The 14,997-nt window shown below is 66.3% G+C and carries 14 protein-coding genes; 3 read left to right on the forward strand and 11 right to left on the reverse strand.

Features of this window, described 5'->3' with window-relative positions:
• Window positions 1-37 precede the first annotated feature (37 nt).
• Window positions 38-1,315, reverse strand: coding sequence for a glycosyltransferase 87 family protein (locus tag IHQ52_RS15315; RefSeq protein ID WP_024498025.1), 1,278 nt, complete (start codon window positions 1,313-1,315; stop codon window positions 38-40).
• Between the two features lie 92 nt (window positions 1,316-1,407).
• Window positions 1,408-1,848 carry a globin domain-containing protein gene (locus tag IHQ52_RS15320; protein WP_024498026.1) on the reverse strand — a complete coding sequence of 147 codons (441 nt, stop codon included), beginning with the start codon at window positions 1,846-1,848 and terminating at the stop codon, window positions 1,408-1,410.
• A 301-nt stretch (window positions 1,849-2,149) separates the two neighbouring features.
• Here IHQ52_RS15320 and IHQ52_RS15325 point away from each other — a divergent pair, with 301 nt between their 5' ends.
• Together IHQ52_RS15325 and IHQ52_RS15330 are read left to right on the forward strand one after the other, a co-directional pair.
• Window positions 2,150-2,860 (forward strand): hypothetical protein, encoded by a 711-nt coding sequence (locus IHQ52_RS15325; protein ID WP_024498027.1) that lies wholly within the window; start codon window positions 2,150-2,152, stop codon window positions 2,858-2,860.
• Window positions 2,861-3,219: 359 nt separating this feature from the next.
• Complete coding sequence (locus tag IHQ52_RS15330; protein ID WP_035760316.1) at window positions 3,220-4,473, forward strand: HNH endonuclease; 1,254 nt, start codon at window positions 3,220-3,222, stop codon at window positions 4,471-4,473.
• A 198-nt stretch (window positions 4,474-4,671) separates the two neighbouring features.
• Here the strand turns inward: IHQ52_RS15330 and IHQ52_RS15335 are convergent, their stop codons facing one another.
• From IHQ52_RS15335 to IHQ52_RS15355, 5 genes are all read right to left on the reverse strand, one after another.
• Complete coding sequence (locus IHQ52_RS15335) at window positions 4,672-7,095, reverse strand: ATP-binding cassette domain-containing protein (RefSeq protein WP_024498029.1); 2,424 nt, start codon at window positions 7,093-7,095, stop codon at window positions 4,672-4,674.
• 170 nt (window positions 7,096-7,265) lie between these two features.
• Window positions 7,266-7,676, reverse strand: coding sequence for a VOC family protein (locus IHQ52_RS15340; protein WP_024498030.1), 411 nt, complete (start codon window positions 7,674-7,676; stop codon window positions 7,266-7,268).
• Window positions 7,677-7,696: 20 nt separating this feature from the next.
• Complete coding sequence (locus IHQ52_RS15345; protein WP_006438415.1) at window positions 7,697-8,128, reverse strand: helix-turn-helix transcriptional regulator; 432 nt, start codon at window positions 8,126-8,128, stop codon at window positions 7,697-7,699.
• Between the two features lie 70 nt (window positions 8,129-8,198).
• Window positions 8,199-9,860: a phospho-sugar mutase gene (locus tag IHQ52_RS15350; protein WP_024498031.1), complete on the reverse strand. Its 1,662-nt coding sequence runs from the start codon at window positions 9,858-9,860 to the stop codon at window positions 8,199-8,201.
• 17 nt (window positions 9,861-9,877) lie between these two features.
• Complete coding sequence (locus tag IHQ52_RS15355; protein WP_024498032.1) at window positions 9,878-11,107, reverse strand: glucose-1-phosphate adenylyltransferase family protein; 1,230 nt, start codon at window positions 11,105-11,107, stop codon at window positions 9,878-9,880.
• Window positions 11,108-11,199: 92 nt separating this feature from the next.
• Here IHQ52_RS15355 and IHQ52_RS15360 point away from each other — a divergent pair, with 92 nt between their 5' ends.
• Window positions 11,200-12,324: an NAD(P)/FAD-dependent oxidoreductase gene (locus IHQ52_RS15360; protein ID WP_024498033.1), complete on the forward strand. Its 1,125-nt coding sequence runs from the start codon at window positions 11,200-11,202 to the stop codon at window positions 12,322-12,324.
• A 139-nt stretch (window positions 12,325-12,463) separates the two neighbouring features.
• Here IHQ52_RS15360 and IHQ52_RS15365 read toward each other — a convergent pair whose 3' ends face one another.
• The 4 genes from IHQ52_RS15365 to IHQ52_RS15380 form a co-directional block, all read right to left on the reverse strand.
• Window positions 12,464-13,435, reverse strand: a complete 972-nt coding sequence (locus IHQ52_RS15365) for an oxygenase MpaB family protein (protein ID WP_024498034.1) — start codon at window positions 13,433-13,435, stop codon at window positions 12,464-12,466.
• A 114-nt stretch (window positions 13,436-13,549) separates the two neighbouring features.
• Complete coding sequence (locus tag IHQ52_RS15370; protein ID WP_024498035.1) at window positions 13,550-14,290, reverse strand: VOC family protein; 741 nt, start codon at window positions 14,288-14,290, stop codon at window positions 13,550-13,552.
• Window positions 14,287-14,616, reverse strand: a complete 330-nt coding sequence (locus tag IHQ52_RS15375; protein ID WP_024498036.1) for a hypothetical protein — start codon at window positions 14,614-14,616, stop codon at window positions 14,287-14,289. The genes IHQ52_RS15370 and IHQ52_RS15375 overlap by 4 nt, the downstream gene beginning before the upstream one ends.
• 54 nt (window positions 14,617-14,670) lie before the next feature.
• Window positions 14,671-14,892, reverse strand: coding sequence for a DUF3263 domain-containing protein (locus tag IHQ52_RS15380; protein ID WP_006438404.1), 222 nt, complete (start codon window positions 14,890-14,892; stop codon window positions 14,671-14,673).
• Window positions 14,893-14,997: the final 105 nt, after the last annotated feature.

The raw sequence follows: 14,997 nt of genomic DNA on the forward strand, positions 1-14,997 counted from the left end.
TAGCGGTTGTTTCAAGAGGCGTGTTTCGGGAGGTCGTTCAGCCCGCCTGATTCGGCACGGATTCGACGGCCTCCGCGCAGGTCAGCCGCGGAGCGAGAACGCCGAGGGAGATGATCACGATCAGACCCCAGAGCAGGTACGACGACCCGACGACGTGCTGCCACCAGGCCCACGACAGCTCGGCGTCGTAGCGCTGCGGGACGTGCTGGTGGGGCGCATACGCGAAGATGACCAGCCCCGTACCGGCCAGCCACCACCAGATCTGCGACGCCCCGCGTCGTGCAGCGAGTGCGACCAGCACCATGAGAAGCGGCACGACCCACACCCAGCTGTGGTCCCAGGCGACGGGCGAACAGAACAGCCAGGCGAAGGCGACCGTCAGCAGTGCGGCCACCTCGATCGTCTGGTCGCGACCGTTCTCGGCGGCTTCCGACGCCGACAGCAGGCGCCACGCCGACCACGCGATGAGCAGTCCGATCACGAGAGCCACGCCGAGCCAGGCGATCTCCGACTCGATGCCGAGCCGCGCCAGTTCACCCTTGACCGATTGGTTGTTGGCGAACTGCGGACTACCGATCCGCTCGGTGTCGAACAGCGTCGACGTCCAGTAGGTGATCGAGTCGTCGGATGCCAGCAGGTATCCGAGGCCGGCGTAGGCGACGGCCGACACCGCGCTCACCACGAGCGCGCGCCAGTCCCGTCGGAGAAGGAACAGCAGCAGGAAGACCGCTGGGGTGAGTTTGATCGAGATCGCGAGACCGACCAGCAGGCCGCGCCACCACCGGCCGCGACCGAGGAGCGCGTCGGCGACGACGAGCGCCATCAAGACGACGTTGATCTGCCCGAAGTTCAGGGTGTCGCGGACCGGTTCGAGCCAGAGGCCGACGGTGGTCGCGGCCGTCGCGAGCCACCAGAGGTCCGTCGACGGTCGATCGGTCAGGTGAGCCACCACGATTCGGCAGACCACCAGCAGGCACGCGATGGACACGGCGGTGAACAACCCCTGCCCCAGCCCCAGAGGGACGACGGTGAACACCGAGAAGAGAGCCGCGGCCAACGGCGGATAGGTGAACGGCAGATACGAGCCTCCACCGAGTGTCGGGAGCGTGCCGTAGAGGTCGCCGCCGTCGAGGAAGACGCGGCCGCCCATGCGGTAGACATCGAAATCGATGCGATAGGGCGCCGGCGGATGGTTCGGGAGAACGAATATCGCGATCGCCGCACTGAGGATGAAGGCGAGGAGCGTCAGCCAGCGCGCCCATGCCGAATGGAGGTAACGATCGATCCCCAACCGGGGAATGTCCACAACAGTCACGAGCCCTCTCTTCCGAGCGGGATCGTATCGCGGCGGACGCGAACGTCAGCGGGGGCGGCGGTGACCCCGCTGTGGAACTCGTGTGTTCGGGCTCAGGCTGCGCCGGACTCTTCGGCGGTGGCCTCTGATGCGGCTTCCTCCGGATAGCCGTCGAGCATGATCGTGGCGACCGCACCCAGGGCCTCCTCCCACGCGGTGGTCATCGCCGGCGTCCACGCCTCGCCGCCGATCTCGCTCATCGCGGCGATCATGCATTCGGCAACCGCGGTGTACATCGGCCGGGTGACGCCGAGGCTCGCGTGACGCTTGCCGCGAGCGTGCAGGTTGGTGGTGAGCCACTCCGCATCCTCGAGGTGGTCGAGAACCGAGACGACGGCGGTCCGCAGCATTTCGGCCTGAACGCGGGTGTCCCGCTGGAACATCGGCTTCACACCGGGATAGCGCTCGAAGAGGATGTCGTAAAACCGGACGGTGAGGCCGGAATCGGGTAGGTCGACGAGGGTCAGGCTTTCTTCCAACAGTTGTTTGTCCATGCACAGACCCTGCCGCCGCTGCGTTGCGTGCGGACTGTCATGCCGCAAGGGCTGGGTAACGGTGATCTCACACCGGGCAGTCGGGTGTGTGAGATGTTGTGCACGGTTCACAGTCACCGGCAACTGGCAGTAAGCTCTGCCATCAGGTGCATCGGAACCCATTGCCTTCGCGCTACGGACCGTCGATCTTCCGATGACTACGTTGAAGCCTGTTTCCCGCGCAGACCGACTGCGCACCCCCATCCGCATCGATGCCTTTGAGTATGGCTGTTGCCGAACACCTCCCAGCGTCGGAGAATCAGTGACCGGGCGATTGTCGGCGTACCCCGCATCGGAAGGTCAATCCGTCGCCACTGATTGGGATCGTGAGCGTGACATCGTCGTCGTGGGTGGCATCTCCGCTCGATGGGACGCGGCGTACGGCGATCCGCTCAGCCAACCGATCGTGCTGGCTCTGTCGTGGCACATCGACACCCCTGGCGGGGTCGAGGCGACCGGGGTTGTCTCGTCGGTTCATCAGCTCTTCTACGAGCCCGCTCCCGACTCCGAGCAACCACGCGACGTGCTCAGACAGCCCGTGAGTGCAGTCGAGAAGTTTCCCGCCGACCTGCTCCAGGACAATGGGACCGTGCTGGTTCCCGGCGGAGTGGAAGTCGTTCTCGACGAGTTGGTGCTGGTCGTGCCGACCGCGGCGGACGCGGCCCGAGCCCGAGGCGCTGCAGATGAAGGACGTCGGACGCTCACGATCGTGGGTCCCGCACCATGTCTGGGAACGGTCGTCCCGTACGAGGGGGAACGCATCCGGATCGATCTCGACGACGACCGCCTCACCATCTCGGGGTCGGATTCCGCACCGACCGGGACCGTCACCGGAGTAGTGCGACAGCTGGGCCGGCTCGAGCCGGCCGGACCTGTCTCGATGGTCGTACCGGTGTCCGTTCCAGCCGATACCCCGACCGACGACGTGGCCGGCGACGTCCTCGTGGTGTTTGTCGTCGACCCCACCGACTGAAGAAGGCATCAATCCGGGCTCGAAAACCCACCACCTCTGTCCGTGATCCGTCACGAATGTGACTGGTGTAAACCAGTTCCGGCGTGTGGTCGACCAGCACGGAAGATCTCGCTGGTTCAGCGAATCCTCCGGATCCCAAACTGTGGAAAACTCTCGCACTCGAACGCATGTTCGGGTACTGTGGACTCATGCCAGAGCTCACCCCACTCCTCGACCAGAAGGGTCCGGGCTGTCGGCACGCAGTTCTTGTCAGACTCCCGATATAGAACTGACCACACACGAGAATTCATGACAGAGCAGTAGTCAACGACGGTTTCACACCACCGCACGTATACCTCAGAAGAGGGATGGCTGCCATCATGATCGACACTGACACCACTTCACTCGACGCGGTCCTCGACCGACTCGGCGAGATCACCCCACCCGCCGACGATTCCACCGGCCGTCTGACGTACGAACAGTTGGAGTATTGGCGGTTGATCCGCAACCTGGCCGATCACCAGATCGCCACGCACGCAGCACAGCTCGACGCTCTCGGCGTCGCGGAGAAGGCGGGTTCGACCACCAAGAAGCTCCTGGTCGAGATGGGGTTCCCGCCCGCAGCAGCCACCCGCACCACACGGATCGCCGAAGCTCTCGGCACACTGAGCAAGGTCGAGGCCTGCGCCGCTGACGGTCGACTCTCCGGCGAAATCGTCGACGCCATCGTCCGCGGTATCGCTGTGATCGAGAAACGCTGCCCCACAGCACTACCCGACGACGACCGCATCATCTATCAAACCGAACTGCTCACCCAGGCCCTGTCCGGCGCCACACCCACCGACATACAGAGACACGCCCAGACGATCGGCAATACCCTCGCCGACGACCAGGACTGTATCCCTGCCTGCGACGACCGCACCCTCGACACCCTGTCGCACCACCTCACCGACGACTCCCGCGTCGACATTCGCGCGAACATCAACCAGGCAGTCGGGGAGAAATTCATCGCGATGATCGACGAGCGCTCCATACCTCGTCCCGAACCCGACGGCGCCGCCGACCGACGCTCCGCCGATCAACGACGCGCCGACGCCCTCGAAACACTCTTGGATCAAGCCGCCGTCGGAGCCGCCATGGACACCGTCGGCACACCGCGAACCCAAACATTGCTGACCATTCCCGCCGACGGCGGCGACCCCGCCCACCTGCCGTGGACGGGGCCGGTCACCCAAGCCACCGCACGGCGGTTGTCGTGCGACGGAACACTGACCGAAATCATCATCGACGGCGAGACCGTGCCCCTTCAAATGGGACACGAAAAGCGCCTGTTCCCACCACATCTGCGCAAAGCGATCATCATCCGCGACCAGACCTGTATCAAATGCGGTGCACCGCCCTCACACACCCAGGTCCACCACATCCTGCACTGGTCCGACGACGGGAACACCGACCTCGACAACGGCTGCCTGCTCTGCCAACGCTGCCACACCCAAGTCCACCACCACGGCTGGGACATCGTGATGGGGTTCGATCGGCATCCGTGGCTGGTCCCACCCATCGAGATCGATCCGCAGCGTCGACCCCGCCCTGCATACAACCGCCGCACCATGCGTCTCGACGACGCCGCCTAGGTTTCGAAACGGTTCGTCGCTGACGCTCCTCACCTACTCAACCAGCGCGCGACACGGCGCGTCGCTGCTCAACAGCTAGCTGGACGACCCCCGGGTCGAACGTGATCTTTGACAATTCCACAGTGTGAACACGCCGCGAGCCGACGGGTTCCGTCCTGCTCAGCAGAGGTGCTGAGCAGGACGGAACGCCGGGCACGATCAGGCGCCGACGTACTCGGCCAGATGCTGTCCGGTGAGCGTCGAACGATCGGCGACGATCTCCGCAGGAGTTCCCTCGAAGACGATCCGACCGCCGTCGTGTCCGGCACCCGGGCCGAGGTCGATGATCCAGTCCGCGTGCGCCATCACGGCCTGGTGGTGCTCGATGACGATCACCGACTTGCCCGAGTCGACGAGTCGGTCGAGCAACCCGAGGAGTTGTTCAACGTCGGCGAGGTGCAGGCCGGTCGTGGGTTCGTCGAGGATGTAGACGTCGCCCTTCTCCCCCATGTGTGTTGCCAGCTTCAACCGCTGACGCTCGCCGCCGGACAGAGTCGTCAGCGGTTGGCCGACCTTGATGTAGCCCAGGCCGACGTCGGCCATACGGTGGAGGATCTTGTGTGCTGCAGGAAGTTTGGCGTCGCCGTCGGCGAAGAACGCCTCGGCCTGCGCCACCGACATCTCGAGGACCTCGCTGATGTTGCGGCCGCCCAGGGTGTACTCGAGGACCTCGGCCAGGAAACGCTTGCCCTCACACACCTCACACGGAGCGGCCACACCGGCCATCATCGCGAGGTCGGAGTACACGACGCCCGCACCGTTGCAGTTCGGGCACGCACCTTCCGAATTGGCACTGAACAGCGCAGGTTTGACGCCGTTGGCCTTGGCGAAGGCCTTCCGGATCGGTTCGAGGAGTCCGGTGTAGGTCGCCGGATTGGAGCGTCGTGAACCCTTGATCGCCGTCTGGTCGATCGAGACCACACCGTCGAGTCCGGCGACCGACGAACTGATCAGGGACGACTTGCCCGACCCGGCGACACCGGTGAGCACGACCAGGACGCCGAGCGGGATGTCGACGTCGACGTTCTGCAGGTTGTGCATGGTCGCGCCGCGGATCTCGAGAGCACCACTGGGCGCGCGGACTTCGGGTTTCACCGCCGCGCGATCCTCGAGATGGCGACCGGTGAGGGTGTCGGCGGCACGGAGTTCCTCGACCGTGCCCTCGAACACGATCTCGCCGCCGTCGGTGCCGGCCCGCGGACCGAGGTCGACGACGCGATCGGCGATGGCGATGACCTCGGGCTTGTGTTCGACGACCAGCACCGTGTTGCCCTTGTCCCGCAGGGCGCGGAGCAGGTCGTTCATGCGCTGGATGTCGTGGGGGTGCAGGCCGATCGACGGCTCGTCGAAGACGTAGGTGACGTCGGTGAGCGACGACCCGAGGTGTCGGATCAGCTTTGTGCGCTGGGCTTCACCGCCGGACAACGTGCCGGCCGGACGGTCGAGGGACAGGTAGCCGAGACCGATGTCGACGAAGGCGTCGAGATGTTCGCGCAGCGACTTGATCAGGGGCGCCGCCGACGGCTCGTCGAGGTCGGCGATCCACTGCGCCAGGTCGCTGATCTGCATCGCGCACGCGTCGGCGATGCTGATGCCCTTGATCTTCGACGACCGGGCCTCGGCGGTCAGACGTGTGCCCTCGCAGTCCGGGCAGGTCTGGAAGGTGATGGCGCGGTCGACGAAGGCGCGGATGTGCGGCTGCATCGCCTCGCGGTCCTTGCTCAGCATGGACTTCTGGATCTTCGGGATCAGACCCTCGAAGGTGACGTTGATGCCCTCGACCTTGATCCGGGTCGGCTCCTTGTAGAGCAGGTCGTCGAGCTGCTTCTTCGTGTACTTGGCGATCGGCTTGTCGGGGTCGAAGAAGCCGCAGCCGCGGTAGATCCGCCCGTACCAACCGTCCATCGTGTAGCCAGGGACGGTCAGCGCGCCCTCGTTGAGCGACTTCGACGCGTCGTAGAGCGCGGTGAGGTCGAAGTCGGATACGTCGCCGCGCCCCTCGCATCGCGGACACATCCCGCCCATCATCGAGAAAGTGCGACGCTCCTTGACCTTCCGGCCGCCCTTCTCGACGGTGACCGCGCCCGCACCGCTGATCGAGGCCACGTTGAAGGAGAACGCTTGTGGTGACCCGATGTGCGGTGTGCCCAACCGGCTGAACAGGATTCGCAGCATGGCGTTGGCATCGGTGGCGGTGCCCACCGTCGAGCGCACGTTGGCACCCATCCGTTCCTGGTCGACGATGATCGCCGTCGTGAGTCCTTCGAGGACGTCGACGTCGGGTCGTGCCATCGACGGCATGAAGCCCTGGACGAACGAGCTGTAGGTCTCGTTGATGAGTCGCTGGGATTCGGCGGCGATCGTGCTGAAGACCAGTGAGCTCTTACCCGAACCCGACACACCGGTGAACACCGTCAGGCGGCGTTTGGGCAGCTCGACGTCGATGTTCTTGAGGTTGTTCTCGCGGGCCCCGAGCACCCGGATGCGGTCATGGGTGTCGGCGGGATGAACGGTGTCGTACTCGGGGGATGTGCCGTCGGTCGTGCTCTGGGGTGCCTGTTTGGTGCGCGTGGCTGGACTCATCATCTCTCCATCAGGGCGGCGCCCAGTGGGACGCAGCCGTCTTCGGGATCGTGAAACGGTTCGGTTGTCGTACAGGTCTGACCCGATCCAACCAGCTGAGTCATCGGAAACTCAGCAACTCCGGTGCGCACCGCCTCGGGTGGCGGCAATCGGCCGGGTCCGCACACCTCTCACACCGCCTGGTCGATACGGATCAGGTTGCCGGAAGGATCACGCACCGCGGCGTCGCGGACGCCGTAAGGCTGGTCCATCGGCTCCTGGATGATGTCCACCCCATTGGCCTGCAGCTTCTCGAACAGTCCGTCGAGGTCCTCGGTCGCGAGGGTGAGTGCGCCGTAACTGCCCTTGGCGATCAGCTCGAGGATCGTCTGACGTTCGGCATCGGTGATGCCCGGATCGGCAGCCGGCGGATGAAGGACGATCGAGGTGCCGGGCTGATTCGGCGGCCCGACCGTGAGCCAGCGCATGCCGTCGTAGCCGACGTCCTTGCGGACCTCGAAACCGAGCAGGTCGCGGTAGAAGGCGAGGGCGGCTTCGCCATCGGTATGCGGGAGGAAGGTGTACTGGATGGTGATGTTCATGGATGTCAGGCTAGGCACCATCACCCCCGCTGCGCTTCTCGATTCCTGATCGGTCTCGTGATGTTCTTCGCCAGACACGCGGGAATCCCGTCGGTGGCGTCGGCGGACTGCTCGCGATAGACCGTCGGCGGCACCCCGACCAGTTCGGTGAATCGCGTGCTGAATGTGCCCAGCGACGAGCAGCCGACCTCGAAACACACCTCGGTGACGCTGAGATCGCCACGACGCAGCAGGGTCATCGCCCGTTCGATGCGACGTGTCATCAGATACGAGTACGGCGACTCACCGTAGGTCTGGCGGAACTTTCGGCTCAGATGCCCGGCCGACATGTTCACGCCCCGGGCCAGCGCCTCGACGTCGAGCGGCTGCGCGTACTCGCGATCGATCCGATCACGGACCTGCCGGAGAAGGGTCAGGTCGCGCAATCGCTGATCGGAATCGGATCGGGCCACGGAGTTGATCGTAGGCTTCGGTTTCGGGATGTGGGAGGCGACGGGCGTGAGTCTCAGACAACGAGAGGCGTCAGCCCCGGAGAAGCGCGGCGACGTCCGCGCTGATCGCCTGAAGCCGTTGCGCGGCACGTGCGTGCGGGATCTCGCCGCCCGCACAATCGAGAACGACCTCGAGGTAGCACTTCAGCTTCGGTTCGGTACCCGACGGACGCACGATGACCCGATCGTCGGCCGCCGTGCGCAGCACGAGTGCGTCGGTCGGGGGCAGGTCGCCGGATCCCCCGGCGAGGTCGAGGACCTCGACGATCGCCGAACCGGCCAGTGCGTCGATCGGCGTCGAACGCAGCCGGTCCATCATCTGCCCGAGCTCGGCGAGGTCGTCGACGCGGATCGTCAGCGGCGCGGTCGCATGCAGACCGTGGCGACGTGCGAGGTCGTCGAGGAGGTCGACGAGGGTGCGGCCGTCGGCGGCGAGCTCCTCGACGAGGCTGACCACGCGGACCATCGCGGAGATCCCATCCTTGTCGCGCACGGCATCCGGGTCGGTGCAGTAACCGATGGCCTCCTCGTAGCCGAACCGCAGATCCGGCGTCCGGGCGATCCATTTGAAACCGGTGAGCGTTACGGCGGATCGAAGACCGTGTTGGGCCGCGATTTTCGCGAGCAGCCGGCTCGACACGATCGAGCAGGCCAGCGTGTCCCCGCCCCGACCCGGGTCGCGGGCGGCCTGTTCGCCCAGCAGCCAACCGATCTCGTCGCCGGTGAGCTGGCGCCAGCCATCTTCGGTCGGGGTGGCCACCGAGCAGCGGTCGGCATCCGGATCCAGCGCGACCACCACGTGCGCGTCGACATCGCGGGCGAGTTCGAGCGCACGGTCGAGGGCCCCGGGTTCCTCGGGGTTCGGGAAGGCGACGGTCGGGAAATCGGGATCGGGCGCGGATTGCACGTCGACGACATGCACGTCGCCGACACCCGCGGCGCGCAACACGGCGAGGGCAGTTGTGCCGCCGACACCATGCATGGGGGTGAAAACGACCCGAACCGTACTCGGTTCGCCGCCGGGCCGAAGTGATGCGGTCCGGGCGATGTAGGCGTCGAGGATCGTCTCGTCGAGCGCCATGACCGCCGCAGGATCGCGGGCGATCTGGTCTGCCGGCGGCGCGGCGTCGATGAAGGTGGCGATCTGCTCGTCGGCGGGCGGGACGATCTGGACGCCTCGGCCTGTGGAGTCGGTGGCGCGACCACCGAGGTACACCTTGTATCCGTTGTCGGCGGACGGATTGTGCGACGCGGTGATCATCACCCCGGCATCGCAGTCGAGCGCCCGGGTGGCGTACGCGGTGACCGGCGTGGGCAGCCGGCGCGGGAGGGTCATCACGGTAAGACCCTGCGCGGCAAGGACTTCGGCGGTGGCGTCGAGGAAGTCATCCGATCCGTGCCGGGCGTCGCAGCCGACGACGACACGCGCATCCGATCCGACCGTGTCGATCAGGTGGCGGGCGAGGCCGTGGGTCGCGCGGAGGACCACCGCGACATTCATCCGCGTCTCCCCCGCTCCCACCTCGCCGCGAAGTCCCGCCGTGCCGAACGTGAGCGGGCCGCGGAAGCGTGAGTCGAGGTCGGCGACCGCCGCGGGATCGCCGGTGTCGGCCGCCTCGATCAGGCGTGTCAGTTCGGCGCGGGTCGCGGGGTCCGGGTCGTGGTCTCGCCAGGTACGCGCGGTCTCGATCATCCGCGCGACGCTATCAGTCAGCGGATCCGGCGGTTGCATTCGATGCGGTCACCGAGGGCGACCCGTGCCCCGCGGAGAATCTGGGTGTCCATGCCGATGAGGGTGATCTTGTCGGTGGGGACCGGACGGGTCCGGGGATGGCCACCGACGGTCGCGTTGGGCCCGACCCGGACCCGCTCGTCGAGGATGGACCAGGCGACCGACGCGCCGGCGCCGATGACGGAGTCGCTGAACACGACCGAGTCCACGACGGTGGCACCCTTCTCCACGACCACGCCCGGTCCGAGCACGCTGCGGCGCACGGTCCCACTCACGTGGGCGCCGCTGCTGACGAGACTGTCCTCGACGATCGCCCCGGCCTCGATGCGCGCTGCGGTTCGCTGCGGCTGATTGGTCAGGATCGGACGGTCGGCCCGGAAGACGTCGAGCTTGCCGCCGATCAGGTCGCGATGGGCCTGCAGGTACGTTTCCGGACGGCCGGCGTCGATCCAGTACCCCGACATCGCATGCGCGACCGTCTTGCCACGACCGACGAACCACGGCAGCAGATGTTCGCCGAAGTCACCGAGACCGGTGTCGCCGGAGGCCGAACCGACGGCGGTCTCCCGGGCCAGGAGTTCCAGACCCTCGATGAGCACGCGGGGGTCGTAGATGAAGATCTCGGTGGCGATCGTGCGGGTCGTCGCACGGTCGGGTTTGTAGCGGAACTCACGCACCGCGCCGTCGCGTCGGGAACTGACCGTGGCGTGCTGAGACGCTTCCTCGAGCGAACACGTCGTGGTGACGACCGTGCACTCCGCACCATGCCGTCGATGGGTGTCGAGCGCATCCCGGAAGTCGAAGTCGTAGACGTGGTCGGCACTCATCACGATCACCTCGGCCGGTCCGTGCTGAGCGATCCGGTCGCGCATCCGGTACAGCAGATCGGCGTTGCCCGTGGCGAAGCCGTCCTCGGTCTCCGGGGCGTCGGTCTGTTCGGGCATCACGATCCGCAGCCCGCCGCTGGTGCGGTCGAGGTCCCACGGGCGCCCGCCCGCGACCAGTTGCGTGAGACTCTCGGCCTGGTACTGCACGCACAGCCAGACGTCGTCGATGTGACTGTGGTGCAAGTTCGAGAGCGGGAAGTCGATGAGCTGGTAGTTTCCGGCGAACGGCAACGCCGGCTTGGCCCGCCGATCGGTCAGCACCTCCATTCGGGAACCACGTCCACCGGCTTGCACGATCGCGAGAACATCAGAGTGCCGCATCAGCCCAGTGTGCCCGACAGGCGCGTCGAGACCCGGGATGGTTTCCTCACGGCACGGCGAGGTCCTGGGCACGCAACAAAGTTGGAGGAACGGTGGAACGGACGGACTGCCTGGTGGTGGGCGGCGGCATCATCGGTCTGGCGGTGGCCCGTGCGCTCGCGACGACCGGGCGCGAGGTGATCGTCCTGGAGGCCGCCGATGCGGTGGGTGCGCAGACGACGTCACGGAGTTCGGAGGTCATCCATGCCGGCATCTACTACCCCGAGGGCAGTCTGAAGGCGCGGCTGTGCGTGCAGGGTCGCGAGCTCCTCACCCGATACTGCGACGGGCGGGGCGTCTCGTGGAGCCGCCCCGGGAAGCTGATCGTGGCCACCGACGACACCCAGCTCGACCGACTCGACGTGCTGTTCCGGCACGGCATCGCGAACGGTGTCGACAACCTACGACGAATCGACGGCGACGAACTCCACGAACTGGAGCCCGAGGTGCGCGGCGTGGCGGCGCTGTTGTCCCCGTCGACCGGGATCGTCGACGTCGACGGGATGGTCCGTGCCCTGCGCCGTGACCTCGAGTCGCTGGGTGGCGCGGTGGCATTGCGCAGCAGAGTGATCGGCGGACGCATCGAATCGGGCGGTGTCACCGTCGACACCGCCGAGGGCGGATCGGCGTCGGCGCACATGCTCGTCAACTGTGCCGGGCTGGGCGCATGGCAGGTGGCGAGCTCGCTCGACGGCTTCGACGGGCCGATTCCGCCGCGACATCTCGCGAAGGGCAACTACTTCGGATTGTCCGGTGCACGAGCACCATTCGATCACCTGGTGTACCCGGTGCCGGTCGACGGCGGCCTGGGGGTGCACTTCACGATGGACCTGGCCGGCGCGGCCCGGTTCGGCCCGGATGTCGAGTGGCTGGACGAGCCTGCCGGCGATCTCCACGACAAGGACCTGGACTACTCGGTCGACGACGCACGCCTCACCGGCTTCGAGGATTCGATACGCCGCTACTGGCCCGGGTTGCCTTCCGGCACACTGACTCCCGCCTATGCCGGCATCAGGCCCAAGACTAGCGGACCCGGCGAGGCGGCCGCGGATTTCGTCATCCACGGACCCGCCATGCACGGCGTCGCCGGGTTGGTGAACCTGTTCGGCATCGAGTCACCCGGCATCACCTCATGCCTGGCGATCGCCGAACACGTCGTCGGGTTGATGGGTAACTGACTCGTGTCCCGCGCACCGCTTCCGTTCCGGCGCACGTTTTCCGCGTGTGAGCGGCAACGGAATTCGAGAGCGGGATCGCGTGCAAGTCAGCGAGTAGACCGAACCGACGCGCCCCGACCGCGCGTCGGCCCAGCCCAGCTCACTTGGCTGCGTATTTGTAAGCCGCACTCTGCTTTTCGCGCCTCTTCATGGCCTGGATGGCGTCGTTGTGGCGACGGGCGTGGTAGGCGAGGGGGAAGTAGATCGCACGCTCGGGCAGGGTGCGGTAGGCGAACCGCAGGCGGCGGTGGATCTTCTCGAGGTGACGCTGCTCCTCGTTGGTCCACGTCAGGCCGAGGATCTCGCGCACGCGCGGATCCATGACGCCCACCGTTGTCAGGTAGTTGAAGTCCTGGAACGGCACCGACGCGGTGGCGGCGACCTTCTTGACGACCGGACGCAACGCCTTGGGCACTGTCTTCGGCACCGGCGGGGCGGCACGCATCTGCTCGATGAGTTCGACGGCCACGGGATGGCGGACCAGCTTGTTCTCGACGAAGTCGTCGAAGTACTCCTCGAACTCCTCGAGGGTCTCCGGGTAGCCCTTCATGGGAACCTGGACGATCTTGGCGATGCGGCGGTTGTCGCGGAGCAGTTCCTTGCGCTCCTCGAGCGTGAACTCACGACCCAGGACGAGCGGTGCCGCCGTGTTCATCGTCGGGAACGCGGTCGCGATGACCCACGCATAGGCCTCCGGGTTCAGTGCACTGATGTGCTTGCCCTCCGCATTCCGCGTCTGCAGGGGCTGGTGCAGCTTCCGCAGGCGCTTGCCCTCTTCGAGGGCCTCCTGACCGCCGTAGGTCCAGCGCAGAACCGAGTCCGCAGAACGAATGGCACGCCCGAGCGGGTCGGTACGGAACACCGAGTACTTGTCGACGACGTCGCCGATCACCGGGTGCATCACCTGCATCACGAACGCCGCGCCGTTGATCGGCAGGAAGGTGTACAGACCGGTGAGCTGCGCGGTGAGTGAGTCCGGCGGGATCAGCTCGATCTCGTCGTCACGGTGGTTGATCAGCCGATCGGTGTGCTCGAGTGCGGCGGTCGTCGGTTCGTCGTGTACCGCGGTCATGGTGCCCCCAACCTGATTCTCCAAAGCATGGATTTCGACAACGTTCGTAGTCAGATTACCGCAGGAAGCGTCGAAAACCCACCATTCGGGGGTTTCGATACGGCTCGTCGCTAATCAGGCAGGGCCGATGATCACCGTGCGGGTGCCGAGGGCGCGTTCCCGGACGGTGAAAATGCTGGTGCCCCTCTTGCGGCCGGTGCGGATCTCGCTGAGCTCCAGCCCCGCCGCGGACAGGCGCGCATGCGTGGCCTCGACATCGGTGGAGCGCCAGGCGACACCCCACAGCGAGGTCACCGCGAGTGTCGGCGGCTCCGTCGACGCGACTGCCGTGACGACCTCGACGATGAGGTCGCCGGCGCGGAAGAACAACTGCCGGGCGTTGTCGCCGATCGGCTGGTCGAGCCGGAAGTCGAGGTCGAAGACCCCGCCGAACAACGCCACCGCGCGATCGCGGTTGTCGCAGGTGAACACGAGATGGTCCATCCCCGTCACATCACCGGCCGGACCGGACTCCGCCGCGGGCCCACGTGCGGCGACGCCGAGTGAGGTCGTCTCCCCGATGACCCCGACCGCTGACTCGACGACCGGGAAACCACGCCGGGTCAACAGACGCTGCATCGCGGGCACGTCGTCGACGGTGAAGTACACCCGATGGCCGCCGTCCGCGCCATCGTCGACGGCGGACGCCTGGCGCAACCGGAGTCGGGTGTTGCCGAGCACGAGAGCCTCCGGACGGCCCACGCCGCCCGGCGTACCGGTGAAGCCGAGGAGTGTTTCGTGAGTCTGCCCGGCGAGCTCCGGGTCGGTGCAGGCGAGTTCGACGATCGTGGTCGGAGACGGGTTCGGCGGGATCACCGCTTCTTCTTACCCTTTCGCCTGCGGGGTGCCGACGGGATGGGTCGATATGTCAGCCGGGCCGAACTGGTGATGTGCCAAGCGCCGCACATGCACTCGTAATAGCGAAGCGACAGGGCTCCGACCGCTCGTCGCTTGATGCGGTCGATGCCGTCGAGCGCGTCCGCGGGAGACGAGAAGGGAAGCTTGTCCGGCGTCGGGCACTCCACCGTCTCGATGCGACGCTCCGATCGTGGAGCGGGGCGTCGATGCATCAGCTCGTGGAAAGCCGTGCGTGCCTCGATCTCGCGGTAGAACGATTCGAGATCGTCGTCGGAGAAGGGCACGGGCTCGATTATCCCCTCAACGCGGATGCTCGGCAGGACCGCGTCCGGCGTCGGTCAGCGAGCCATCCACAGTCGACGGCGGATGACCTCACGCATGCGCCGGAGTTCGGATGCGCTGAGTGCCTCCGGCGGATCGGCGTCGACGATCCGGTTGAGCTCGGCGAAGAAGTCCCGATCAGACAGGCCGAATTCCTCGATGATCTGCTGCGACGAGCCCCCGCCCAGCGGGGCCCAATCCCTCTCGAACTGGATCATCTGCTGCTGCCTGTCGTTCATTCCCACCACCAGATCTGCTGTTGAACATCGCGCCCGTGACCTTCTGCCACGGGCACCGGAATCGTGAAACTCTGCGTGACGCACGTCACCGACGCCGTCCTTTGT

Source organism: Gordonia amicalis, from assembly GCF_022059885.1.
Taxonomy (GTDB): Bacteria; Actinomycetota; Actinomycetes; order Mycobacteriales; family Mycobacteriaceae; genus Gordonia; species Gordonia amicalis.

Coding starts and splice junctions, on each gene's coding strand:
- IHQ52_RS15340 (WP_024498030.1), bottom strand. CDS start 7,676: ATGAACATCACCATCCAGTACACCTTCCTCCCGCATACCGATGGCGAA.
- IHQ52_RS15320 (WP_024498026.1), bottom strand. CDS start 1,848: ATGGACAAACAACTGTTGGAAGAAAGCCTGACCCTCGTCGACCTACCC.
- IHQ52_RS15380 (WP_006438404.1), bottom strand. CDS start 14,892: ATGAACGACAGGCAGCAGCAGATGATCCAGTTCGAGAGGGATTGGGCC.
- IHQ52_RS15365 (WP_024498034.1), bottom strand. CDS start 13,435: ATGACCGCGGTACACGACGAACCGACGACCGCCGCACTCGAGCACACC.
- IHQ52_RS15335 (WP_024498029.1), bottom strand. CDS start 7,095: ATGAGTCCAGCCACGCGCACCAAACAGGCACCCCAGAGCACGACCGAC.
- IHQ52_RS15355 (WP_024498032.1), bottom strand. CDS start 11,107: ATGCGGCACTCTGATGTTCTCGCGATCGTGCAAGCCGGTGGACGTGGT.
- IHQ52_RS15330 (WP_035760316.1), top strand. CDS start 3,220: ATGATCGACACTGACACCACTTCACTCGACGCGGTCCTCGACCGACTC.
- IHQ52_RS15350 (WP_024498031.1), bottom strand. CDS start 9,860: ATGATCGAGACCGCGCGTACCTGGCGAGACCACGACCCGGACCCCGCG.